Genomic DNA, 25,429 nt, shown 5'->3' with positions numbered 1-25,429 from the left:
AACATTCAAAGTTCTCTTGACATGAAATAAGGTGGAAGTTGAATAACATTAATAATCGGTCCTTTTAGCATTTGACGCCCCTGACTATAAATATGTGAACTTTATGTAGCTATCAATATCCGACTACTCTGCAGTAATCCATATAGATACATATATAATGCACGCTAAACTTCTCCCCCTCTCAGTTTTTACCATATTGACCTTCTTATCCCTACCATCCCTGGCCGGTCAAAAGTGCGATGTACAAATGACGATACAGAGCGAATGGGAAGACGGATATATGGCTTCAGTGGTTGTACGTAATACAGGTACCGAGCCAATAAGTGATTGGGAACTTTCATGGCAATGGCCCTCAGACCAAGAAGTCACACATATATGGAATGCTACCTCAGCCCAGGATGAAAACCTGATCTCTGTAGTTGGAAAACAAGGCTATATAAAAGTACCCATTGGCCAAGCCCAATCTTTTGGTTTTAATATTCGCTACTCGGGTGGTGAACAGAAGCCTGCTCATATTAACGCTAGTTGCAACAACACCATCAATAAACCAGATCCGCCCCCACCTTCACGAGACCTGTTAGACCCCCTTTCACAATACAATTTTATTTTAGGCACTCAAACGATAAACCCCAGGTATACATTTACAGATAAGGGATCACTTGTTGAAAGTGCTGAAGCCATTTACTCAATGGGCTCTAACTTACTCAAGATAGCCCTTTCTCCGAGCCTATATAGCGAGCTAAGTCACTCTGGACTCGACTATCAATTCAAGCAAATGCTGGAAGAAATACCAGAATTTCAGCAAGTCTTGGAAATGGATTTCTCCATCTACATGTTTTGGGTCGAGGACTCCGGTTCCTGGATGGATAACAAAGGAATGAGTGAAGAAGAGCTAAAGTGGCAATATGACAAAATTTATTCGTTGGCTGAATATTTACTAACTGAATATAACGGCTCCGGTAAGACATTCATGATTGGGCATTGGGAAGGCGATTGGAACCTGGTTCAAAAAACTGATGGTACTAGAGATGACAGTCAGGAAACTATCCCTCCTAAGCGTTTACAGGGTCTAATTGACTGGATCAATATTCGACAAAAAGCCATTGACGATGCCAAGGCAAATATCACCCACTCTGACGTTAACTTATATCACTATATTGAGGTCAATAGGGTTGAATCTGCAATGCAGGGCAAAGAACGGATAACCAATGCCGTACTTCCCCATACTAATGTAGATTTGGTATCTTATTCAGCTTACGATCTCACTACCAAAGAAAAGCATTCAGATTTTGCCACTCTACATAGTGAGTTAACTTCAGCTCTAGAATTTATCAACTCAAATCTTCCCAAAAAATCTGGGCTACCATTTGAAAAGCGGGTTTTCATTGGCGAATATGGTTACGGAGAGTCCTGGTTTAAGGATTGGGGAGCCCGCTCTGGCGAAGCCCAGGATATGCTATCACGCAATGTAATAAAAACGGCACTCCAGTGGGGTGCTCCATTTATTTTGTACTGGCAAATGTATGACAATGAGTATGATAGCTGGATCAATGAATTCGCTGGCTACTGGCTGATTGACAAGGATGGTAATAAAAAGGAGATTTATAAGACTCACCAAGAGTACTATAAGGACGCGAGAGCATTCTTAGATAACTATTATATGGAAAACTCCTCCCTTCCGTCAGAAAGTAAATTTCGAACCTATGCCTTAAAATGGTTTGAATCATCGAAAATCCCACCACAACAGCCCAAACCTGACACTCCCCCTACTATACCGGAAGAACCCGGTGAACCTTCAGGCCAGTGTAATGTGGAATATGCAGTGCAAAACGATTGGGGAAGTGGCTTTATGGCAAATGTGGTTATTTATAATAAAGGAAAGACTTCTCTCGATAAATGGCAGCTACAGTGGAACTGGCAAGGTAACCAATCAATCACAAACTTCTGGAATGCACAAGTCGCAGAAAGTAACGGGACTATAACTGTTACTAGTGAATCATCTATTCCCGCAGGAGAGGCACGAGCTTTTGGGTTTAATGCAAATTACTCTGGAGAAAACACCCCACCAATTATAATTGGCAACTGCACGGGTACACTCACAACAGAACCTTCACAACCTAGTCAGCCCCCCAATCAGCCCCATGAACATTCAGATAGTAGCAGTATTAAGCTATGGTTTATTGGTGATTCGATTACTTACGGCATGACAACACTCCCTTATAATTCAAACGGATTTCGTAGCCAGATCTGGAACTATCTTGCCAAAGCAGCCGATGGCAACTCAATCTTTCCTATAGATCAAGAATCTACCAGTGAGCAGCTAATTCTAAAATACAATGGAAAACAACTAGAAACGATTGGCACTATCACTGGACCAACAGGCCCTGACGATATGTCTCAACAGACCAAGAATTACTGGCACTCTGGGATACCTGGAGCTACAACCAGCGATTTACTTTGCTACCTTGATCCGATAGGCCATCAAATCACCCCGGGCTACAATTTCACCAACTGCCTCAATTCCATCAAGAACTTCAATCAATTTCTCAGCGAAATGTGCAGGGAGGGCGAAACTAGTTCTGGCTGGCTCACTAATCAAGCCTGCAATTTAACGCGGGATATAACCTCTGAGGATAGCGTTGTCATACCTATACAGCTCGGGACTAACGACATCACCTTCCTTAGCATGAATAATGCGATTGATTGTAGCCTTCCTATAGAAGAAAATAGTGAATCCGCCCAGAAGCTAAATATGGTCGTTAGTAAGATAATATCATCACCCAATAATATTCAAGGCATATCAATAACAGATAGAATACAAAATTACTTTGAGAGCATAGATATTCCAACTGAGAAAATTGCATTCATAATTTCAACTATCCCTCGTCGAAGTGATTTAGACGGACAAGATCCGAAAAATTACTGTACGGACTTTTATAATCAAAAAATCAAGAAGTCACTATCAGAGGCCTCCAATACCAAAAATATTTTCTTAGCAGACCAAGGAAATATTGTCCCAACTGGAGACCCGGTACACCCAACAACTGAGGGCCACAAGATTATGGCTTGCAACTTACTTTATGGTAAAAATCTTGGCCATTCAGATATTCCTTCTTGTATTCTTCCCAGTAACATCCCAGATAAAGGGCTATTGAAAGCAATAGATCATGTATCCAATTAGCTAGGATTTCGCTTAACGGGCCCTGATTAGAAATTTTCAGGGCGCTGCTTTTACTCACCAATAACTTTGGGAGCCTTTATAGACCCGACTTCTATAGTAGCCGGCCTAACTCTGAACCAGATTTAAGAACTGCTTCCTATATTCTGCCCAAATCACTTTCCCTGAGAAATTACTTAAATCAACTTTTTTTAATTTTGAACCCGATAGAATTGACAAAAACATTGATTCCAGCTTTTTTACTGCATCATTACAGTCTGAATAACAGAAGTTTTCGGGATAGAACTCTGGGTAGCACTGTTCATCTGGCACCAGTGGAGTCGCACCGAGAATAGCTGCTTCCATCACCGCCAGCCCTTGGAATTCATGGTAAGCCGTAGAAAGGAATATATGGCTATGTCGCAGTACTTGACGATAGTCTTTAGCGCTTTCGAGATACCCGAGCACCAATAAATGGTCGGCAAACTCTTCTTGTATTTGAGTAAACTCAGCAGGGCTATTACGAAATGACTGCCCCATTAGATTAACAAGAAACTTAACATTTCTGGCTTTCAAGCCCCGAAGGATATCCAGCAATCGGTCCGCGCCTTTGTCATATTCCCAACGGGCCGCCCAACTGATAATCAAAGTATCTTGACCTATCTCGCCCCCATAAATGCTCTCTGCGCAGGAGCTCCAGGAAAAGGCCTCTTCAGTTTTCGCACTATCAAAAACGATGTCTTCTATTGGCACAGGAAGAACTCGCGACTTTTCCTCAATCTCCTCACAAATTCCGGGAGGAACACAATCAGGAAAGCGCTTGAGTAATTTCTTTACTCCTCCTAACAAGGTACTGCGGTTGTATTCAGAGTTGAACAAGACCAGATCACCGGACAAGGCCGTATAAATATTCAACAACTGGGGTTCTACCGATCGAAACGCATCAGAGCTCACTGGGTAAGCAAATTGATTCTCATGAAAATATACAACTGTAGGCACCCTAACGATTTCAGGAACTAAACCGCGCAAGGCACTTAGATCGGTCATTGAGGTTGTAACAATAAGGTCCCAACGCTGCTTCAATATTTGCGCAGTTTCCCCTCGGCCCCAGGAAAGGCTATTACCGCGAATTCGCCAGCTAAAGTATCGCGGTGGTAAGGTTAGTACGGTCCATTGCCAATCAGAAAATGCCGCTACCAGCCCTTTACGCCAACGCTTGTGACTGTCCGCATCATAAGCGGAGAGTAATAAAACTTTCATTAAATAGTAACAAGAAGAAGCGGCACCGGGATCAAGCTTAACCCCGGTAGCTATTGATTGGAGGGATTAATCGAAAGAGCGCACATTCATTAATCGTGCAAACAAGCTGGAAGTATCCCAACGAGCTCCACCAATAGCTTGTACCTCACTATAAAACTGGTCTACCAGGGCAGTTACGGGCAGTAAAGCTCCGTTATGTTGTGCCTCTTGAAGGACTATAGCCAAATCCTTACGCATCCAGTCCACAGCAAAACCGTGGTCATACTCGCCAGCTAACATAGTTTTTGAGCGGTTTTCCATTTGCCAGCTCTGTGCCGCCCCCTTGGATATCACATTGACAACCTGCTCTCCATCGAGGCCAGCTGCCTTGGCAAAATGTAAACCTTCAGCAAGCCCCTGAACGACACCCGCGATACAAATTTGATTGACCATTTTACACAGCTGGCCGCTACCTACTGGCCCCATCAGGTTGCTCGCCCGCGCATAACAGTCGATAAGAGGTTGCACTTTATCAAAGTCTGCCTTATCTCCCCCAAACATAACCGTTAAAGCACCATTCTCAGCGCCGGCCTGGCCTCCAGAGACAGGGGCATCCAGAAAACCGATTCCCTTTTCGCCAGCTGCAACTGCCAATTCCCGAGCAACATCGGCAGAGGCTGTTGTATGATCTACAAACAAAGCCCCGTCATCCATACTCGTGAATGCCCCCTGCTCTCCTGTCACCACTTGGCGGAGATCGTTGTCATTGCCTACACAGGCAAAAACAACCTCCGCGCCCTTTGCGGCTTCAGCGGGCGTTGCAAAGCTCTCTCCATCATATTCTTGTAGCCATTGATCCGCACGGCTAACAGTGCGATTGTAAATTCGCACCATGTGGCCAGCATTAGAAAGATGCCCCGCCATGGGATATCCCATCACCCCCAAGCCAATAAATGCAACTGTTGCCATTTCCTCTACCCCCATACCATCCAAATAAGTATTACACCGAGAACCAAGCGATAAATCGCGAATGGAGCCATCCCAATGCGGCTAATAAATTGAAGGAAAAAATGAATACACAAATAAGCACTAATACAAGATAAAACGGTACCAAGCAGCAAGTCATTCCATGGAACACTTTCCAGCGCAAGTAATTCAATCGTTAACAAAATAGCGCTGAGGGCAATAACAGGAATAGACATCAGGAACGAAAAGCGCGCTGCAGCCTCTCTCTTCATGCCAAGCATCAAACCAGCAGTCATTGTGATACCAGAGCGGGAGGTGCCAGGGATCAGGGCCAACACCTGTGATAAGCCAATCAGAAGTGCTTTTTTCCAATTTAACTGGGCTAGAGATTCGACCCTGCGCCCCTTTGCATCAGCCCACCAGAGTAAAATACCAAAACCAATAGTCGTAGCAGCGATAACACCGGCTGAACGCAGGTGAGTTTCTATGAACCCTTTGAATACCAGGCCTATCAGTCCCACAGGTATAGTAGCGAGAACAATTAACCAGGCCAGCCGCCCCTCATCGGTAAATTGTTTATTCGTAAATCCTCCTAGACCATCCCTAATCAGCACCCAAATATCTTTGCGGAAATAGAAAACTACTGCCAGTAAAGAGCCAAAATGAACAGCAACATCGAAGGCCAGCCCCTGGTCCTGCCAACCCAATACCTCAGAAGGTAAGATCAAGTGCGCGGAACTGGAGATGGGCAGAAACTCTGTCAGCCCCTGTATCAGGGCCAAAATTACAATCTGAAATGTTTCCATATGTTATTAAGATCGGATTTTTTGTCTTTTCTTCCAAGTCACTTCATTGCGCAAATAAACAGGCTCAAGCTCTTCAGCGGTCACTGTATGACCCTGCTCCCATAGTGGTACTGCCAGCTGCGCTATATCCCGAGCATGAATGAGGCTGGCTTGATCAACGGCAGCCAATGACGCCCCTTCAAAAGCCTCATAATGTAATCCCGGGCCCGCCCCATAGATCGGAGTACAAATCTCCGATTTCTCTAAAGACAGCAGAACCTCCTCCGGGTTCTGTACCGCCTCCGGGATCAAGCTATCGCAGGGAGAGTCACTGGAGTAAACCCCCCAATATACTTGTTGCATACGAGCATCCAGCATTGCCACGACGGGTGACTTTCCCCAGTCCGGGTGCGATCGCCGAGCTCCAAGTGCTAGGGCTGCGAGGCTGGAAACCGGAACCACCGGTAGATCTGCAGCATAAGCCAACCCCTGCACACTACTAATTGCTATACGGAGACCAGTAAATGACCCCGGCCCGCGGCTGACAGCAAGAGCATCCAGGCCTGCCAGCTTTATGCCGGCTTCTGCGAGAACGTCATCCACCATTGGCAAAAGGCGACGGGTGTGATCGCGTTCTGCCTGTACAAAACGCTCAATCAGCTGGCCATCAGATATGAGAGCAACAGAACAGGCGCCCGAAGTTGTATCCAGGGCAAGTATTTTCACAGCGTTCTTAATCCCGGTCATAAAAAGGGAGGGAATTGTGGCACGGGAGCGGAGGGGAGTCATGCCCAATATCGCAACCCGCAACTAAAAAACCCCGGACTAACCGGGGTTTATGAGGAGCCTGCCAAAGTTCACATCGTTGAGCCCATATTTATGACCCTAGGCGGCCTTTTTCGGTGGCCGGCCTCGACGGGCAGCACCAGCCTTCGGTGGACGGCCGCGACGGGCTGGAGCCTTCTTAGCAGCTGCTGTCGCAGTCGCTTTCTTGGGTCGTCCGACTCTTTTTGCTGGCTTAGCTGCTGAAGCTGCCTTCTTTGGACGACCGGCTTTTTTCGCCGTCGCTGTGGCGGCCTTCTTGGGGCGTCCAGGCTTTTTCGCTGCTGTGGCCTTGACTGCAGGTTTCTTCTTGGCCTTTTGAGTTTCGGCTTTTAATTTGGCTTTAGCCTTCTTCTCTAACTCTTTAACTTTAGCGGCAGCTTTCTTTGCAGCTGCTTTAACCTTAGCTTCAGCCTTCTTCTCAGCAGCCTTCAATTTCTTGGCATGAGCCTTTTCTTTGGTTTTTACCCAGCGTGTTTCAAATGCCTTGAGTGCGGCAGCTAACTCTTTATCTGCTTTGCTGGAGAGGCTCTTAGAGAGACTTTCCACCTTTTCTTTTGCAGCAGCTTCAGCCATATGTACGGCATCCATAGCCTTAGCTTTGGCAAGATCCATCTTTGCCGCTGCCAGCTTGGCGCGCAAATCCTTTGCCTTACTATTGGCACTGGCCAGCGAAGTTTTCGCTGTTGCCGCATTACTTTTCTGCGCTCGAGCCTTAGCCTTAGCAACACGGTCCATTTGCGCATCCAGCGATTTAGTCGCTGAATCTACCGCCTTCTGCGCTTTCACGACCGCTGGCGACGCTGCGGTCGCACTAGTTGCTCGTTTCGCGCGTGTACCTTTTTTTACTACTCTTGCCATCCCTTGTCTCCTCACTGAAAGAAGAAGTACATCCAAAAGTGTGCCGGCAGCATTGCCTTTTAGCTATCGAATAAAAACTGGAATCGGCCGTTTTTATTACTTATGCAGAGCGCCGCACCGCCTATTTCGATACAACTTTATCAAAGTTAATAAAAATACCCGGCATTGCAAGTAAAAAAGCGAAAAATGAGAAACTTTTTATAAAAAAAGTATATTTTTCTTATCAATTTTCACTTTTGGGTCCCGTTTTAGCACTTTGGTAGAAATTATTTTGTCCCATTGAGCTTAGTTTGCACAATTTCCGCAAGCGCCTCTATATGATCCTCACGCAAATTTAATGCAGGAATATATCGGTAGTCACTGCCCCCAGCATCAATAAAATTAGCGCGATTCTCTACCGAAATTTCTTCCAATGTTTCCAGGCAATCCGCAGAAAAAGCCGGGCAAATTACATCGACACTACTAACTCCTGTTTTACCCCATTCAATAAGGGTCTTATCGGTGTATGGCTGTAGCCACTCTGCCTTACCAAAGCGCGATTGAAATGTGACTTGCCACTTATCCTCACTGATTTCTAGTTCATCCGCTAATAACCGTGCGGTTTCCATGCAATGGCGATAATAGGGGTCCCCCTTATCAACATTGGCTTTTGGGATACCGTGAAATGAAAGTAACAATTTTTCCGCTGGCCCTGCTTTTTCCCAGTGTTCTTTTACTGAATTGGCCAGGGATTTTATGTAGAGCGGATTTTGGTAATAATCTCGAATCAGAGAAATATCCGGAATATCGCGACTATTGCGAAAAATTTGCGCCACCTGATCATAAATTGCTGCAGTTGTGGTAGCCGAATATTGGGGATATAGGGGAAGCACTATAAAAGACTCGAAACCTTTCTCGCGCAGAGTTTCTATGGTGTTGTCGAGGCGGGGCTCACCATAAGTCATGGCATATTCAACAGCGACATCGCAACCTTTTGCTTTTAAACGCTGCTGCAACAGCTCTGCTTGCTTCTGCGTATAGTAGAGAAGCGGCGATCCTTCCACTTTTGTTTCATCTGCACTGCTATTCCATATTTCCGCATAGGCAGGGGCAATACGTTGTGGACGAAAAGGCAGTACCAAGCAGTTCAATATGGTCAGCCAGATTGGCCGCGGTATCTCGACAACCCTCGGATCTGAAAGGAATTCCCGCAAAAAACTTCTTACTGCTGTAGGTATAGGCTCAGCTGGAGTACCTAAATTCATCAAAATTATTGCCGTAGACATAAACCGCCCCGTTAGAAATCTTATCCTTTCAAGAAATCCTGCCAGTTATCGGGCAGGGAAGAGCGCATACTGCCAGGCCAATACCGCCGTGATCAACTCGCTCTATATCACTTCTGGAGATACAAAAAAGCCCCCAAGTGGGGGCTTTTAAAAAATGTTAGCGATGATCTCAGCTGAGAGCTTCCAACACTTTCTCGCGAATCTCATCCATACCGCCAACACCCATTACCTTGCTGTACTTGGGAGCCGCTTCAGGAGAGCGCGCTTCCAGCTCGCGATAGAAGCCTACCAGCGGTGCCGTCTGCTCGTGATAAACCGCCAAACGGTTGCGAACAGTTTCTTCAGTATCATCTGTTCGCTGGATCAGTGCCTCGCCAGTCACATCATCGACACCCTCAGCCTTGGGCGGGTTGTATACGATGTGATAGACGCGACCAGAGTTTTCATGAACCCGGCGGCCCGAGAGACGCTTTACGATTTCTTCATCGTCAACAGCGATCTCCAGAACATGATCGATATGTACATCGGCTTCCAGAAGGGCTTCAGCCTGGGGAATGGTGCGAGGGAAGCCATCGAACAGGAACCCTTTAGCGCAGTCTTCCTGGGCAATGCGCTCTTTAACTAACGCAATGATCAGGTCGTCAGAAACCAATTTTCCCGCGTCCATAACATCCTTGGCCTGTAGGCCAAGAGGGGTACCCGCCTTCACCGCAGCGCGAAGCATATCGCCGGTGGAGATCTGCGGAATGCCGAACTTCTCTGTTATGAATTGAGCCTGAGTGCCCTTGCCGGCTCCCGGCGCGCCCAAGAGAATAATTCGCATGTTCAGTAAGCCTCCAATACTATCGACGAACCAAAAGCCGCCGCGCTAAAAGAGCGCTACCTTACACTCACACCTCAGATTGGGCAAGATTGCTACCGATACCCCCACAATCCATACAAACCACAGAGTACTAAAAGGGGCTTAAAGCTCCGCTCTATGTAAGCCTGTTAAGATCCCTAGCTATCAGCACCGGGCTCCCGCTGAACTTTGGCCTTGTCCCAAAGTCTGTCCAGTTCCTCCAGCGTTGCCTCTGATACTTGCCGACCTTCACTGTGTAAACTGGACTCAACATAACCAAAACGCCGCTCAAATTTCCTGCTACACCCCCGCAAAGCTGCCTCAGGATCAACCTTCAGGTGGCGGGATGCATTCACACAAGAGAAAAGCAGATCCCCCAGCTCCTCCTTTGCATGCTCCGTATCCCCATTTGTCACAGCCTCTCGCAGCTCTGCAACTTCTTCCTCAATCTTATCAAGGACACCATCAATATTGGGCCAGTCAAAACCGACACGGGAGGCGCGCTTCTGTAATTTGGCCGCACGCGTCAAAGCCGGCAGCCCCACAGCTACTCCTGCCAGGGTTCCTGCGTCCCCTTTGGCAGTGCGTTCGGCCTCTTTAATCGCCTCCCAATTCCTCTTTACTTCAGCTTCATCAAGAGCTTCGGCAGAGCGGTCGCCGTAGAGGGTTCCACTTGGAAAGATATGGGGATGCCTGCGCACTAGTTTGCGTACCAAAGTGTCAACAATCTGGGGGAAATCAAAGTGGCCTTTCTCACGCCCTAACTGGGCATAAAAAATGACTTGGAAGAGTAGATCTCCGAGCTCTTCGTGCAGGTGCTCAAAGTCTTCCTGCTCAATAGCCTCTGCTACCTCATAGGCCTCTTCAATCGTAGAGGGGACAATACTGGCAAAGTCCTGTTTCAGGTCCCAAGGGCAACCGCCCTCAGGGCTGCGAAGCTGAGCCATCAAGTGGAGGAGGTCCTCCACAGAGTAATTCTTTTCCACGTTATTCCTTACTCAGCGTTCAGCGCAGAATTCGCCGCTTTGCCGCTGCCACATTGGGCAGTTGATTGATCCGATGTAAAACTTGGCTCAACTCTTCAAAGTTGTGGATCTCAGCAGTCACGATCATTTCTACCGTATGCTTGTTCTTATTAGAGCGGGTTTGCATAGCGGTAATATTAATTTTCTGACTGTCCAGCATCACCGTGACATCCCGCAACAGGCCCTGGCGATCGTAGGCTTCGATCATAATTTCAACGGCGTAAAGTTCACGGGGTTTTTCCGCCCAACTTACCTGGAGTACCCTTTCAGACTCCTCAACCTGCATACGCAGCATATTTGCGCAGTCTTTACGATGTATAGAAACCCCGCGCCCAAGGGTGATATACCCCATAATTTCATCGCCTGGAACGGGGTTACAACAGCCGGCAATGTGGGTGAGCAAATTACCCACTCCGTCGATATAGACATCTGCCTTGCCTTCTCCCCGGGCAACTGGAGCCGTCAGCGATGGTACCCGAGGCACATTGTCGACCTTCACCATTCGCTGGGCTGCGTTGAGAACCTGACCCACGCCTATATCACCGGCACCCACTGCCGCATAGAGGTCCTCTAGGGAATGCATGTTGAGCTTGGCTGCCAACTTATCGAAATCGAAATCACTCAGCGCCAGCTGCTTAAATTCCCGGTCGAGAATACTGCGGCCATCGGCGATATTCTGATCCCGAGCCTGCTGCTTAAACCAGTGAATAATCTTGGCTCGCGCACGGGAGGTAGTGATATAGGCCATGCCCGAAGAGAGCCAATCGCGACTCGGAGCTTCGAGTTTTCCTGTGAGGATTTCAACCTGATTGGCTGTCTCCAACCGGTGGTTGAGCGGCACGATTCGGCCATCTACTTTAGCCCCGCGGCAACGATGACCAATTTCTGTATGGATCTTGTAGGCAAAATCTAATGGTGTTGCACCCCGAGGCAGGTCTACAACATGACCGCCGGGGGTAAATACATAAATACGTGAATCTGCCTCACTGGAGCGCAAATCATCTTGTAGTGGGTTACCTCCCACCTCTTCATGCCAGTCGAGCACCTGACGCAACCAGGATATTTTTTGCTCGTAGCTATCTTTACTCTCGCTCTTAAGATCAGTGCCCTTGTAACGCCAGTGAGCACAAACACCGTATTCCGCCTCTTCATGCATAGCAAAAGTTCGGATCTGAACCTCGAGCACCTTTCGCTCGGGGCCAATTACAGCCGTGTGCAGAGAGCGATAACCGTTTTCTTTGGGGGAGGCGATATAATCATCGAATTCATTCGGTATGTTGCGCCAGAGGTTGTGCACTATACCCAGAACCGCATAGCAATCCCTTACAGTTGGGACAAGAATACGCACTGCGCGAATATCATAAACCTGGGAGAAGCCGATATTTTTCCGGCGCATTTTCCGCCAGATACTATAGATATGCTTTGCCCGCCCGTAGACATCACCTTCAATATGGGCGCGCTCGAGTTCAGAGCGCAATAGCTCCAATACCTCATCGATATACTGCTGCCGAGCCAGTCTTTTCTCATCCAGCAAGCGAGCAATCTGCTTGTAATCTTCCAGCTCAAGATAGCGAAAAGATAGATCTTCTAATTCCCATTTGATATGACCAATTCCCAGGCGGTGGGCAAGGGGTGCATAAACATCGGCCACTTCACGAGCAACTCTTTGGCGTTTAGCCGGCTCTGAGTTTTTTGCAGCACGAATAGCACAGGTACGCTCAGCGAGTTTGATCAAAGCAACTCGCACGTCGTCGACCAATGCTACCAGCATACGCCGGATATTCTCTGAATGTTCCTCTACCGCACCACTCGGGCTCTCTTCTCCGGTATCTGCGCTGCGACTGCGAATCGCAGCCATACGCAAAACGCCACGAATCAGCTTGGCAACTCGCTCACCAAATTCTTTTTCCACAGCTTGCAGTGGCAGGCGTTTTTCACGTACGGCACGGTACAGCACCGCCGCGACAAGTGCTTCCGAGTCTATTTGTAAGTCGGCGAGAATCTCAGCCATCTCAAGGCCAGTGGCAAAACTGCTAGCGCCCTCAGCCCAGATATTTTCCGCCTCAATCGCGCGCTGTTCTGCTTCGGCACTCACCTCAGCTGCGCGCCGCAAAGTTACTATCGCAGAACCATCCAGGCCCGCGAGTTTCTGTACATGGCGCAACCAGGATTCAAGGTCGAGTTCACCTTCTCCACCAAAGGAATGATGCTTTCTTACTTGAACCATGTTTTAACAAGAGTCATTTGTGTTATTGGCATAATTTTGTCGTTACCTGGCTTAGCAGCACATTTACTCAGTGCTCATGCTGGATTAAGCGCTTCTCTATCATAGGTTTGAACTCACCAAAGTCCATGATTTTCTGTATACATTTCAATAAGCTGCGCGAAATTCAGCAGTTTTTCGTACCAATTTGAGTGGGAGGGTATAAGTCTTGTCCAGCTTGTTGACCTTTTAACCAACAGTAAACCTGGAAAACCAATGCCTATAGAAAACTAAAATTGTGATATTGGGGAATATCGAGAGAAGTGAACAGGTTGCATTTGTTACTTAAAAGTGAATTTCTCCACCTCTACATGAACACAAAACAAGGCTTTACCGAACTTTACAAACTATCAGTTTTTTGTCTTTACCGGCTTAGTTATTGCTTTTTTTAACTGGCAATGCACATATAGCAGGAGGATTAGAGGCTCCCCCCAAAAAAAGGGGCAAAAGAGATGATTGTAAATTGATTGGCGAATCACTTTACAAAGCTGCGAATCTCACAAAGTTTTTGTTAGTAGATATCAGGCACAATGCTGGAGTTAAAGCACTTTATTTCCAGCATTGATCAATAAAATAAGATAAATTAGAGAATAAAAAGTAAGAACTATTTTGGGGAGGCAAAAAGTCCTGAAGATAAATAACGATCTCCACGATCACAGACAATTGCAACAATCGTCGCATTTTCTAGCTGCACAGACAGCCTTAAAGCACCGGCTACCGCCCCTCCAGAGGAAACGCCACAAAAAATACCCTCTTCTTTCGCCAGCCTGCGAGTCATATCCTCAGCTTCTCGCTGGTCCATATCCATGACCAGATCCACTTGCTCAGGAACAAAAATCTTAGGTAAGTATGCCTCCGGCCAACGGCGAATCCCCGGAATACTGGAGCCTTCAGTTGGCTGCAATCCCACGATTTGAATATCGGGATTTTGCTCCTTCAAGTAACGCCCGCATCCCATAATGGTACCGGTTGTACCCATTGAGGAGACAAAGTGAGTCACCGTTCCAGAGGTCTGCTGCCAAATCTCCGGACCGGTTCCCTCATAGTGGGCCAGTGGATTATCGCTATTGGTAAACTGGTTCAGTACCAATCCTTTCTTATCCTCTTGCATTTGCAAAGCTAAGTCCCGCGCACCCTCCATACCTTCTTCAGCGCTAACCAATATCAACTCAGCGCCATAAGCTGTCATTGAAGCCTTGCGCTCCTCGGTAGCACTGTCTGGCATAATCAATATCATTTGATAGCCCTTAATCGCTGCAGCCATTGCCAGGGCAATTCCCGTATTACCGCTGGTGGCTTCAATCAGGGTATCTCCTGGAGAAATATATCCTGCAGCTTCCGCATGGTTGATCATTGAAAGTGCCGGGCGGTCTTTTACCGAACCCGCAGGGTTATTGCCTTCCAGCTTGAGCAAAACAGTATTACTGGTATCACCTGGCAGGCGCTGTAGTTTAACCAGCGGGGTATTGCCTACGCAGTCAGCAATTGTTGGATAATCCATAATGCAATAAATTCCAGAAAAATCTCGCGGAGTCCAAGTGTACAGCAAGCGGTACTATGCACTAAATACCGTCTACTTTGGTCTACTCCCTACCCAGGTTATTAAGGGAGATATACCTGAAGCGGTATTATTCAGATGGCTATGCCGCGCTATCTAATCTTGGCAAAGTGAATCTTTGAGCCTCTAAAACGCGCATATTGTGACAAAAAAGAAGTGTTTTCTGATAAGTGAATGAGTGCGCTCAGATGTACATAACGGTAAAATGAGGGAAAAATAATCGTACAAGGCCCCTCTTAACATGGCCCCAGGCAACCCTATTCTCTCAATCGAGGAACCAGAGCAACCTCGATCCTTAAGAACCCTGGTATTTCGCCTTACTGTAGCACCTGCACTAATCCTGTCCCTGCTTCTCGCTCTCGTTTTCACCCTGCAGCAAATGCACGATCGTCGCCAATTGCTATTGAGCCACGGTAGAGCCAGCGCCGAGCAATTAGCTGAACTAATTGAGATGAGCGGGGGCCATCCGGCTGAACTTAGAATGGAATGGCTGCGCAAAAGTCTGCTGGCACTTATGCTGGAAAAAGATATGGTCAGGTCTGTTCATGTCTACTCCACCGAACCCAGCCCCAAGCTAGCCCTCAACCCCAGCACCGGACTCAGCTTGCTCGCCAGTGTCGGGCCGCGTCCACGCACCCCCATTAGCAAGGAAACTCTTAACAAGCGCGAACCCTTTATTTTTGAAGATGACGAGACCCTTCAGGTTTTACAACCTTTGAAAGGTGATATCACAACCTGCTGGATAAGTATTGAGCTACATCGCCCCTATTTCCTAGTGGGAACTTACCAAGTTTTACTCGTAGGCTTGGTAGGGTTGATTCTCTGTACACTGGCCGCCCTGGCATGGTCGGTCATCATGTCTGAGCGCTTTGCTCACAGCCTGATTAGAATGGGGCATACTCTGGAGGCGATTGGCAGAGGTGAGTTTGATCGACGCACCCATGAAACGGAGAATCGAGAACTCGCTCAACTGGGAAACCAAATTAACGAGATGGCTGAAAACCTGTCCAGTTACCAACAGGAATACAAAGCCAACCTGCTCCAGTCTATGGATGACCTGCGCCAATCCCTGGACAGTATGGAAGAACAAAATATTGAGCTGGACTTAGCACGTAAAAGGGCGCAGGAAGCAAGCAGGATTAAATCGACGTTCCTAGCCAATACCAGTCACGAGATTCGCACACCTTTAAATGGCATTATCGGTTTTACCAACCTGTTGTTAAAAACTGGAATTGATGAGCTACAGCAGGATTACCTGCAAACCATTTTACGCTCATCGGAAAACCTGTTGACCACCATCAACGACATCCTGGACTTTTCCCGCATCGAATCTGGCAACCTGGTCCTTGACCATATCCCTATGGACCTTGGCTTACTACTTGAAGAGACCCTGCAAATACTGGCCCCAAATGCCTATGAGCACCACCTGGAACTGGTGCCCTTGATCGATTCTCAACTCCCTCCCACTTTAATCGGGGACCCATTGCGAATTAAGCAAATACTCACAAACTTGGTGGGTAACGCGGTGCGTAGCTCAGCGAATGGCAATATTCCCGTACGCTTGTCAGTACATAGCATTAATAACTCAGAACTTGTACTCCGTATCTCGGTTACCGGCCTGGGTAACCGTATTGACGAGGCCGGTCGCCGGGAAATTGAGAGCATCCTTACCAGTAAGTCCCCACAGCTCACCCAACAAATCAGTGCAAATGGTTTAGGGATGTCTATAGCCCGGAGCCTGGTTGAGAGAATGAGCGGCTGTACAGGTATTGAAGAAACAGCCAATGACGGCAGTACCTGCTGGGTGCAAATTTCCCTCCAGGCTGAACGCAATCGCGGCATGTATCCGCGTATTCAATATCCCGGCTGCCGAATATTACTTGCAGACCCCAACCCAGTTACACGGACCCAGGTAGCCCAGCTACTCAGCCAATGGCAAGTGGAGCCCATAGAACTCGGCGATACCGATACTCTGCAACCGGCAATCGAGCAAATGTGGCGGCACGATGCCCTACCGGATGCTGTTATTATCGATACAGCTACAGCCAAAGGTGATTTTGATAATTTCAGTAGCAAAGTGCAGTCGCTGGTTGATACCTATCAGTGCCGCGTGATCGTACTGGGCCCACCCGCTGAATTGCGTCGCTGCTACGACCAACTACGCACCCGCACTCTCACTTTCCTTAGCAAACCCGTCACCCGAGACAATTTGCTGCGATCCCTGAAACGAGCAGTACCACAGCAGGGGCAGCAGCGGGTTAGTGGCGGGGTACAGGCGCTACCGTGGCCCGCACCACCGCGCGTGCTGGCAGTGGATGACCACGCGGCAAACCGCCGACTGGTCGGCGAACTTCTGCGAGCACAAGATGTAGAAGTCGTTATTGCAGCAAGCGGCGAAGAAGCTCTACAGCTCTGGCAGCAGGGAGCTTTCGACCTGGTGTTTATGGATATTCAAATGCCCGAAATGGATGGTATCGAAGCTACACGTCTGATTCGTGAGCAGGAGACCGGCCGCCGTACTCCAATCATTGCCCTCACCGCCCACGCCGGCGCCGAAGAAAAAGCACGCCTGCTGTCTGCGGGACTGGACGACTACTTAAGCAAGCCTGTTAGCGAGGCCCAGCTCTCCCATATGATCAAGCGCTGGCTTAAGATCATCACTCCCCAGGCCGCAGAAAAAGTGAAGATTGAGGAGATGCGCCTGGTAGACATTGGCGAATGCCTGACCCTCGCCAACGGCGATGCCAAGCTGGCCAGGGACATGCTGCGCATGTTGATTGACGGTCTCAGTTCAGATGAGAGAGAACTGGAAAGGTTGTACAACCTTGGGGATTACAAGGGCATGTTCGAACTCACTCATCGCATGCACGGTGGCTGCTGCTATTGCGGAGTTTCACGCTTGAGAGAATCAACTTGCGTGTTACAAGAGGCATTGCGCACTATCCAAGGGTCCGATGCCCAAGCCTTTGACCAGCGCAAACTCAATGCTGTTCTCAGGGAGATCCGGGCCCTGCGCGAGTGGGCTTCTGAACAAGACTTGGATGCGCTCTTTGGCCTGGAGGTAGTTGCCTAGCAGGATTCAAATACGACGAATGCCAGGGCCGAGTCTTTTTCATCAGACAGGCTGAGGTGGATTCTGTCCACACCAAGTTTTTCGGCCCTCTCCTCAGCTGCACCCGCCAGCACCACCTGCGGTGCAGCTCCCTTGCGGCGACGGACATCGATGTCTTGCCAGGAAACCCCTTCACCAATCCCAGTGCCCAAGGCCTTGGCTACAGCCTCCTTTGCCGCAAATCGCTTGCACAGATATGCAGCACGGATGGGCTCAGCCATAGCATAAAAGTCCTTCCTCTCCGCACTGTTAAGAACACGCTCAACAAAGCGATCACCAAAGCGCTGCCACGCCACCTCGATACGGTCGTAGTTACAAATATCGGTGCCAATACTAACAATCATTTTTTTCCGTAAACCTGTCGAAAAAGCTCTCTGCTCTGCAAAGGCTTATCCCCCAATACTTTCCTCAACAATAATCGTGTAAGGCGCTTTGCAGGTGCTAAAGCTTCACCTGACCAGACACCCCCATTCATAGCGCTGTCCATCCCCAATAGTTCGGCACCTGAAAAAAAACACTCTCCCAGCCTCTCATCTTTGGAGCGGTGAACAGGAATTAAACCCCACTCATCATCCAGGCGATAAACCCCATCTTCACTTACAGGGTCTCCTTGCAGGCCGCTAATATTGAGGGACGGGCAGGTACCGAGCTCCAGGAGCAGTTGTAACTCAAAGCGACGAAGCGGACCTTTCAGTTCAGCATTGGAGAGTCCCTCCAGCTGGGACAGAGATTCCAGCAGGCTCTGATAAGCTGCAAACAGCGTGTAATGCGCCTCGCCCTCGGGAAGGAGCCTTACCATCAGTTCATTGGCATAAAGGCCCGCATAAACCGCTCGGCTCTTGAGCCATAGTGGTACACCAACATTTTCGACTGGACCGAGCGTTTTAAGTGAACCAGCTCCCATCAATGTGACAAGCAACGGGGTGAAAGGCTGCAACGCTTGTTGGCGGCGCTGCTTGTCACGGCGGGCCCCACGGGCGACACAGCCCAGCCGGCCGTAATCGGGAGTGAAAAGCTCCAGGATCAAACTGGAGTCTTTATAGGGCCGCGAATGGAGGATATATGCGGGTTGAGGCGGTTGAGGCGTTTTCATAGGTGCAGAGGAAATTGCCCTGATGATTACTCGTCTCTGTAACCGAGACTGCGCAGAGCCCGCTCATCATCAGACCAACCAGATTTCACCTTCACCCACAAATTGAGCATTATCTTGCTATCAAACAAGCGCTCCATATCTTCTCTAGCCTGGCTGCCAATCTGTTTGATTCGCTCGCCCTTATTTCCAATGATGATACGTTTTTGGCCCGCTCGCTCAACCAAAATAGCAGCGCTGATATGCAAGACCTTACCCTCTTGGGCAAACTCCTCTACCTCCACAGTAACTTGGTAGGGAACCTCGGCACCCAATTGACGCATAATCTTTTCGCGAACAATTTCTGCTGCGAGAAAGCGCGAGCTGCGGTCGGTCACTTGATCTTCGGGGAAGAAATGCTGCCCCTCAGGCAAGTGCTTCAGAATAACCTCTTCCAGAGTATCCAGATTTACGTTGCGCAAGGCTGATATGGGAACAATTTCAGCTTTCGGATGCTCCTCAGCCAGGGCTTGTAACTGGGGCAGTAGATCAGCTTTATCTTCGAGCTGGTCCACCTTGTTCACGGCGATAATTAATGGGCATTTAATACCGCGCAGCTTATCTGCCACCAACTGGTCTGCCTCACTCCAACGAGTGCGCTCTACAACAAACACCACTACATCCACGTCCCGCGCAGCGCTGGCGGCAGCTCGGTTCATATAGCGGTTAATCGCTTTTTCTTGATCGGAGTGCAGGCCCGGTGTATCGACAAAAATAATCTGGTTTGGACCTTCGGTTTTAATACCGAGCATATTGTGGCGGGTGGTCTGCGGCTTGCGCGAAGTAATCGCGAGTTTCTGCCCCAGCAGGTGGTTCAACAGTGTGGATTTTCCCACATTGGGGCGGCCGACAATCGCGACATAGCCACAGCGAGAAGGTTGTTCGCTCAAGAAATTTCTCCGAAAGAGTTGGAGGTCTCCGGGAAGCCCCGGAGCCAGAAGCGCCCCCAGTGATACAGGAGGCTATCATTACGATGCGGGAAATGGATCCGGCGCGTCGTTTCTATTGTAAGGTTAGTCCTGCCCGGTGAGGAGCTTATAAGCTTCCACCGCCGCAGTCTTTTCAGCATTACGGCGACTGCTGGCTTCGCCTTTTACGGGCTGCGTAAGGCCACTGACACGGCACTCCACTACAAAGTGCTGTGCGTGTTCAGCGCCAGAAACATCTACGACTTTATATTCCGGCAGAGGTTTTTTTCGAGCCTGCAGCCACTCCTGCAAGCGAGTTTTGGGATCCTTCACGGTCTCTAATGATAGGCCCTGCAAGCGCAATGCAAACCACTCAAGTACCCGGGCGCGCGCAGCCTCCAAACCGGCATCCAGATAGATGGCCCCAATAAGAGCCTCTACGGCATCGGCCAGAATCGATGCCCGACGAAAGCCGCCACTTTTCATTTCACCTTCACCGAGGCGCAGGCAATCGCCAATTTCCAACTCCCGCGCAAGTTTTGCCAGGGTTTCACCGCTAACTAATTGTGCCCTCAAGCGGCTCAACTGCCCCTCGCGCCCGTTGGGGAACTGCTCGTAAAGTGCCGCGCCGATAGTGAACCCGAGTATCGAGTCGCCGAGAAACTCCAGGCGCTCATTATTACGACTCCCGTGGGATCGGTGAGTAAGAGCCAACTCAAGCAGCTCGGCCTGATCAAAATCATGGCCGAGGCGCTTGCAAAGGCGTTCCAATAAAAGATCAGTCACGTTTGCGGAATTGCTCCAGATCGATCAGCGCATCACAGCAAAGCTCCGGCTTCGCAGTGTCGAGCTGTTTATTAAACTTCATCACAACATCTACGTTGTATATCAGCGGCTGGCGCAGTTCGTAATTGATGCTCACAACAGAACCCTTTGCGCCACGAACTACCTGCACAGATTTAGTAGGCTCTCCGCGCACATTGTTTACCAGGAAAAAACGGTTCAGCTCTTTTTTAATCTGACCCGTGGTCATTTCTTCCAGGTTTGGGTTTTGACCGAGGGTTTTTAGCCCTTCGTTAACGTAACGAGCATCTAGGTAGGCCGGTGCCATCTTGGACACACAGGTCAAAGCAAATCCCAACATCGCGATAATCAGCAGCCAACCCCAGTAGCTCATACCGCGCTGCTGCTGCAGTGAAAGGTTGAGTTTACTACCCATAACTATGCCCTCTATCCTTTATAAATAACCGGGCTAACGCCCGGCTGGTTTCTTTATTGGATTGAGCCTACACGCTTAAAGCTGGGCAAACTGAGCAACTTGTCCCAGTGCATCCAAATGGCGAAAGCTTTGCCGACGATATCCTTCTCTGGGACAAAGCCCCACTCCCGGCTATCGAGACTGTTATCGCGGTTATCGCCCATCATAAAATAATGCCCTTCCGGCACTACACCACTAAAGTTACTGTACTGCCGGGGGCGGACACTTTTCTGCATCTCGTGGCGATAGCCATCGAGATCTTCCCACATGACTTCTGTTTGCGGGTTACTTGGCGGGATAGCCCGGATCAATTCTTGGCGAGCCATCTCACCGTTGACATAGAGCACATTGTTCTTCAGCTCTATCTTGTCACCGGGTAACCCAATCACCCGCTTGATGTAGTAAGTATCGTTATTGTGGGGTGGAAAGAACACCATGACATCGCCGCGCTTGGGCTCACCCACATCCATTACCTTGGTTCGGGACACTGGCAAGCGCACACCGTAGGCATACTTGTTGACCAGAATAAAATCCCCGACTTCCAATGTTGGAATCATTGAACCTGAAGGAATCTGGAAGGGCTCGACAATAAAAGAGCGCAGAACAAATACGATCGCCAGAATCGGGAAGAAAGACTTCGCGTACTCGACAACGATCGGATCTTCTTGCTGGTCCCCGACATTCTTCTTGCGTTGACGGGCGAAAAACAGACTGTCAACTAACCAGATTCCGCCACTAATCACAACCAACCACAGCAGAATCAGAGGTAAATTTATATCCATTACTTTTCTCTACTATCCCTTATTTTTCATCGTGGCGCAGGGCCGAAGCCCTACTGATCCACCTTCAGTACCGCCAGGAATGCCTCCTGCGGCACTTCAACACGGCCCAACTGCTTCATTCTGCGCTTACCCGCTTTCTGCTTCTCCAGCAGCTTCTTCTTACGAGTAACATCACCACCGTAACATTTGGCCGTCACGTTTTTGCGCAGCGCCTTCACCGTGGTTCTCGAAACCACCTGACCACCAATAGCCGCCTGGATCGCCACATCAAACATCTGACGGGGAATCAGCTCTTTCATCTTTTCCGCCATTGCGCGGCCTTTCTGCTGCGCATTATCGCGGTGGACAATCAGCGCCAGAGCATCCACTCGGTCACCATTAATCAGGATATCCAGTCGCACCAACTTGGCCGCTTCAAAACGGACAAAGCTGTAATCCAAAGAGGCAAAGCCGCGGCTTACGGATTTGAGGCGGTCGAAGAAGTCCATAACCACTTCGCTCATCGGCAGTTCATAGCGCAGGGACACTTGTGAACCTACGTATTGCATGTCCTTTTGAATACCGCGTTTTTCCACACACAGAGTGATGACATTGCCCAGATACTCCTGAGGTACAAGAATATTCACCTCGGCAATCGGCTCCCTCATCTCTTCGATGGAGCCTACATCGGGTAAGCGCGATGGATTATCTACCATCACTATCTCACCATCTGACTGCTCAACTTCATAAACCACGGTCGGCGCTGTGGTAATAAGATCCAGATCGTATTCCCGCTCCAGACGCTCCTGGATGATTTCCATATGCAGCATGCCGAGGAAGCCACAACGGAAACCAAAGCCCAGCGCATCGGATGTTTCTGGCTCGTAGAACAGGGAGGCATCGTTCAGCGACAGCTTCTCCAGCGCATCCCGGAAAGCCTCATAATCATCTGAACTAACCGGGAACAAGCCTGCATAAACCTGGGGCTTAACCTTCTGGAAGCCCGGCAGCATATCAATGTCATCGGCGCCCTTAGCATGGGTCAGCGTATCGCCCACAGGAGCGCCATGAATATCCTTGATCCCTGCAACCACAAAGCCCACTTCACCTGCGCGAAGTACACCGGTTTCGTGGCGCTTGGGTGTAAAGATTCCCACGCTGTCCACAACATGGGCACGACCGATAGATTTGGTGACAATCTTTTCTTTGGTTTTCAGGGTGCCCTGGACAACACGCACCAAGGAAACAACGCCCAGGTAGCTGTCAAACCATGAGTCGATAATCAGCGCCTGTAGAGGAGCATCGACATCGCCTTCCGGCGGTGGTACCAAGCGCACCAGATCTTCCAGTACATCCTCAACACCGAGGCCAGACTTAGCACTGCAACGAGTCGCTTCGGCGGCATCGATACCGATAATATCTTCAATTTCTTCGGCAACCTTTTCAGGGTCCGCCTGGGGCAAGTCCATCTTGTTCAAGACAGGGATAACTTCCAACCCCTGTTCAATGGCTGTATAGCAGTTGGCAACCGATTGGGCCTCAACGCCCTGGGCGGCATCTACCACCAGTAGCGCGCCTTCACAAGCTGCCAGAGAACGGGACACTTCATACGAAAAATCCACGTGTCCGGGGGTATCAATAAAGTTCAGCTGATAGGTCTTACCATCGCGCGCTTCATAGTCGAGCGTCACACTCTGCGCCTTGATGGTAATCCCACGCTCGCGCTCGAGCTCCATGCTGTCCAGCACCTGTTCAGCCATCTCCCGATCGGAGAGGCCACCACAGTCCTGGATAAAGCGGTCAGCCAGGGTAGATTTCCCGTGGTCGATATGGGCAATAATGGAGAAATTGCGGATATGAGAGAGATCTGTGGCCACTGCGGAATAAAAACCCTTGCAAAATCAAATGATTAGCTGGCTATAGTGCCAACTGTGTGGCGCAAGTCTAACAGAACTCATGGACAGAGGTGAGAGCTAGGTGGCCCAATGGGCCACCAATCGCTGGAAAGCGGCTAGCTTTCGATCTTAATTGTACGGAAAGTGGACTGCCCGGCGCGGAAGAAGCGAATCGGCAATAGCTCATCCTCCGGCAGATCCTTGACGACAGTTTTGTAGTCACTAATGTCGCCAACTTCTTCAAAACCAAGTTGCGCGATGATATCGCCACTGCGCAAACCTGCTTTGGCACCGGGCTTGCCTGGAATCACTTGCTTCACCAGCACCCCAGTTTCCACATTCCAGCGCTGCTTCAGAATATCGGGAATTTCCTCAACCACGACTCCCAGGCGCCCACCCACTCCAGAGCTGGGATTGGCTGCCACTTGCCTCGCTTCATCTTCAGAACCCGGCAGGGTGCCGACAGTAACACTCAGGCGCTCGGGTTTACGATTGCGGATCAACTCCACCTGGGCCTGTGTACCCGGTCGAATCTGGCCTACAACGTGCGGCAGGTCACCAAAAACTCCTATCTTCTGACCATGGAAGCGCAAAATGATATCACCGGGCATAATTCCCGCTTGAGCTGCGGGCGACCCAGGGCTCACCTGATCGATCAGGGCGCCGGCGGGCTTACCAAGGCCCATGGCTTCCGCCATATTGCGGTCGACATTACTGATTCCCACTCCGAGCCATCCGCGATCCACCCGCCCTTTTTCTTTTAACTGGGCAACCACATCCTGGGCAAGGCTTGCGGGAATAGCGAAGGAGAGCCCGATAGAACCGCCACTGCGGGTATAGATCTGCGAGTTGATACCCACTACTTCGCCATCCAGGTTAAACAGCGGGCCTCCGGAATTTCCGGGGTTAATTGCAACATCTGTCTGGATAAAAGGAACGTAATTCTCGCGGCTCTCATTGGGGATACTGCGCCCCATCGCACTGACGATCCCGGCGCTTGCCGAGTAGTCCAAGCCGAAGGGAGAGCCAATAGCGACAACCCATTCTCCCACCTGCAGTTCTTCGGAATCCCCCCAGCGTACTGACGACAGGTCCTCCGCGTCGATCTTTAACAGGGCCAGGTCGGAGCGCACATCCTTGCCAATAACCTGCGCCTCGTATTCGCGACGATCAGTCAATGTAACGGTTACCTGGTCTGCACCATCGACCACGTGATTATTGGTTACGATATAACCGTCTTCAGAGATGATAAAGCCGGAACCCATACTCGCTACCGGACGCTGCTGGCGCTGGCGCGGCTCGAAAAGGTGGCGGAAGATATCGGGAATTTCCTGCTGAAGCTGCGGCTGGCTGCTGCGACTAGTGCGGTTGCGATCAACCGTGTTGATTTTGACGACTGCCGGAGAGTTATCTTCGATTAACTCCGTAAGTTCGGGTAGTCCGCGGGCACTGGCAGCCCCGGAAACCAACAGACACAGAACCAGTAGATATTGTGTACAACGTTTAACCATAGGTTTGTTACCCCTAGTGATCCCTTCTAATATGAAACCATTGGATTTTCGAGTCCTTTCAAGGGCGAGCCTT

20 protein-coding genes are annotated in these 25,429 nt (G+C 49.4%); 2 read left to right on the top strand and 18 right to left on the bottom strand.

From position 1 onward, the window contains the following. The first annotated feature begins 157 nt into the window (after positions 1–157). Positions 158–3,181: a cellulose binding domain-containing protein gene (locus ACJJIR_RS06420; protein WP_444907706.1), complete on the top strand. Its 3,024-nt coding sequence runs from the start codon at positions 158–160 to the stop codon at positions 3,179–3,181. A gap of 105 nt (positions 3,182–3,286) precedes the next feature. Here ACJJIR_RS06420 and ACJJIR_RS06415 read toward each other — a convergent pair whose 3' ends face one another. The 10 genes from ACJJIR_RS06415 to cysM all read right to left on the bottom strand — a co-directional run bounded on the left by ACJJIR_RS06415 (position 3,287) and on the right by cysM (position 14,725). Next, on the bottom strand, positions 3,287–4,417 hold the full coding sequence (locus ACJJIR_RS06415) for a tRNA-queuosine alpha-mannosyltransferase domain-containing protein (RefSeq protein ID WP_444907705.1): 1,131 nt from the start codon (positions 4,415–4,417) through the stop codon (positions 3,287–3,289). A 66-nt stretch (positions 4,418–4,483) separates the two neighbouring features. Next, entirely contained in the window at positions 4,484–5,365 is an 882-nt protein-coding gene (locus ACJJIR_RS06410; protein WP_413662732.1) for an NAD(P)-dependent oxidoreductase, read from the bottom strand. Between the two features lie 5 nt (positions 5,366–5,370). After that, positions 5,371–6,168, bottom strand: a complete 798-nt coding sequence (locus ACJJIR_RS06405) for an undecaprenyl-diphosphate phosphatase (RefSeq protein WP_413662733.1) — start codon at positions 6,166–6,168, stop codon at positions 5,371–5,373. Between the two features lie 6 nt (positions 6,169–6,174). Continuing rightward, entirely contained in the window at positions 6,175–6,873 is a 699-nt protein-coding gene (tsaB, locus tag ACJJIR_RS06400; RefSeq protein ID WP_413662734.1) for a tRNA (adenosine(37)-N6)-threonylcarbamoyltransferase complex dimerization subunit type 1 TsaB, read from the bottom strand. Between the two features lie 159 nt (positions 6,874–7,032). Beyond that, positions 7,033–7,830 carry a hypothetical protein gene (locus ACJJIR_RS06395; protein ID WP_413662735.1) on the bottom strand — a complete coding sequence of 266 codons (798 nt, stop codon included), beginning with the start codon at positions 7,828–7,830 and terminating at the stop codon, positions 7,033–7,035. A 266-nt stretch (positions 7,831–8,096) separates the two neighbouring features. Continuing rightward, the gene (gene hemH, locus ACJJIR_RS06390; protein ID WP_444907704.1) at positions 8,097–9,095 is read right to left on the bottom strand and encodes a ferrochelatase; all 999 of its coding nucleotides are present in this window, start codon (positions 9,093–9,095) and stop codon (positions 8,097–8,099) included. Between the two features lie 169 nt (positions 9,096–9,264). After that, entirely contained in the window at positions 9,265–9,918 is a 654-nt protein-coding gene (gene adk, locus ACJJIR_RS06385; RefSeq protein WP_282931972.1) for an adenylate kinase, read from the bottom strand. Positions 9,919–10,094: 176 nt separating this feature from the next. After that, positions 10,095–10,922 carry a nucleoside triphosphate pyrophosphohydrolase gene (mazG, locus tag ACJJIR_RS06380; RefSeq protein ID WP_444907703.1) on the bottom strand — a complete coding sequence of 276 codons (828 nt, stop codon included), beginning with the start codon at positions 10,920–10,922 and terminating at the stop codon, positions 10,095–10,097. Positions 10,923–10,941: 19 nt separating this feature from the next. Further along, positions 10,942–13,188 carry a GTP diphosphokinase gene (gene relA / locus ACJJIR_RS06375; RefSeq protein ID WP_444907702.1) on the bottom strand — a complete coding sequence of 749 codons (2,247 nt, stop codon included), beginning with the start codon at positions 13,186–13,188 and terminating at the stop codon, positions 10,942–10,944. A 640-nt stretch (positions 13,189–13,828) separates the two neighbouring features. Beyond that, on the bottom strand, positions 13,829–14,725 hold the full coding sequence (gene cysM, locus ACJJIR_RS06370; RefSeq protein ID WP_444907701.1) for a cysteine synthase CysM: 897 nt from the start codon (positions 14,723–14,725) through the stop codon (positions 13,829–13,831). Between the two features lie 298 nt (positions 14,726–15,023). Here cysM and ACJJIR_RS06365 point away from each other — a divergent pair, with 298 nt between their 5' ends. Next, a complete protein-coding gene (locus ACJJIR_RS06365; protein WP_444907700.1) occupies positions 15,024–17,855 on the top strand; it encodes a response regulator in 2,832 nt (943 codons plus the stop codon). Here the strand turns inward: ACJJIR_RS06365 and acpS are convergent. The 8 genes from acpS to ACJJIR_RS06325 form a co-directional block, all read right to left on the bottom strand. Further along, entirely contained in the window at positions 17,852–18,238 is a 387-nt protein-coding gene (gene acpS / locus ACJJIR_RS06360; RefSeq protein ID WP_282931967.1) for a holo-ACP synthase, read from the bottom strand. The genes ACJJIR_RS06365 and acpS overlap by 4 nt on opposite strands. Beyond that, the gene (gene recO / locus ACJJIR_RS06355; protein WP_444907699.1) at positions 18,235–18,921 is read right to left on the bottom strand and encodes a DNA repair protein RecO; all 687 of its coding nucleotides are present in this window, start codon (positions 18,919–18,921) and stop codon (positions 18,235–18,237) included. Before recO ends, acpS begins: the two co-directional genes overlap by 4 nt. A 92-nt stretch (positions 18,922–19,013) precedes the next feature. Further along, complete coding sequence (gene era / locus ACJJIR_RS06350) at positions 19,014–19,913, bottom strand: GTPase Era (RefSeq protein WP_282931965.1); 900 nt, start codon at positions 19,911–19,913, stop codon at positions 19,014–19,016. A gap of 123 nt (positions 19,914–20,036) precedes the next feature. Next, the gene (gene rnc / locus ACJJIR_RS06345; RefSeq protein WP_282931964.1) at positions 20,037–20,717 is read right to left on the bottom strand and encodes a ribonuclease III; all 681 of its coding nucleotides are present in this window, start codon (positions 20,715–20,717) and stop codon (positions 20,037–20,039) included. Next, positions 20,710–21,150, bottom strand: coding sequence for a DUF4845 domain-containing protein (locus ACJJIR_RS06340; RefSeq protein WP_444907698.1), 441 nt, complete (start codon positions 21,148–21,150; stop codon positions 20,710–20,712). Before ACJJIR_RS06340 ends, rnc begins: the two co-directional genes overlap by 8 nt. A gap of 53 nt (positions 21,151–21,203) precedes the next feature. Further along, complete coding sequence (gene lepB, locus ACJJIR_RS06335; protein ID WP_413662745.1) at positions 21,204–21,971, bottom strand: signal peptidase I; 768 nt, start codon at positions 21,969–21,971, stop codon at positions 21,204–21,206. Positions 21,972–22,021: 50 nt separating this feature from the next. Continuing rightward, positions 22,022–23,827, bottom strand: a complete 1,806-nt coding sequence (gene lepA / locus ACJJIR_RS06330) for a translation elongation factor 4 (protein ID WP_413662746.1) — start codon at positions 23,825–23,827, stop codon at positions 22,022–22,024. Between the two features lie 134 nt (positions 23,828–23,961). Beyond that, positions 23,962–25,356: a Do family serine endopeptidase gene (locus tag ACJJIR_RS06325; RefSeq protein WP_413662747.1), complete on the bottom strand. Its 1,395-nt coding sequence runs from the start codon at positions 25,354–25,356 to the stop codon at positions 23,962–23,964. Between the last annotated feature and the right edge of the window lie 73 nt (positions 25,357–25,429).

Source organism: Microbulbifer maximicatervae (SeqCode) (assembly GCF_052467385.1).
This window is presented reverse-complemented; position numbering and strand designations above follow the sequence as displayed.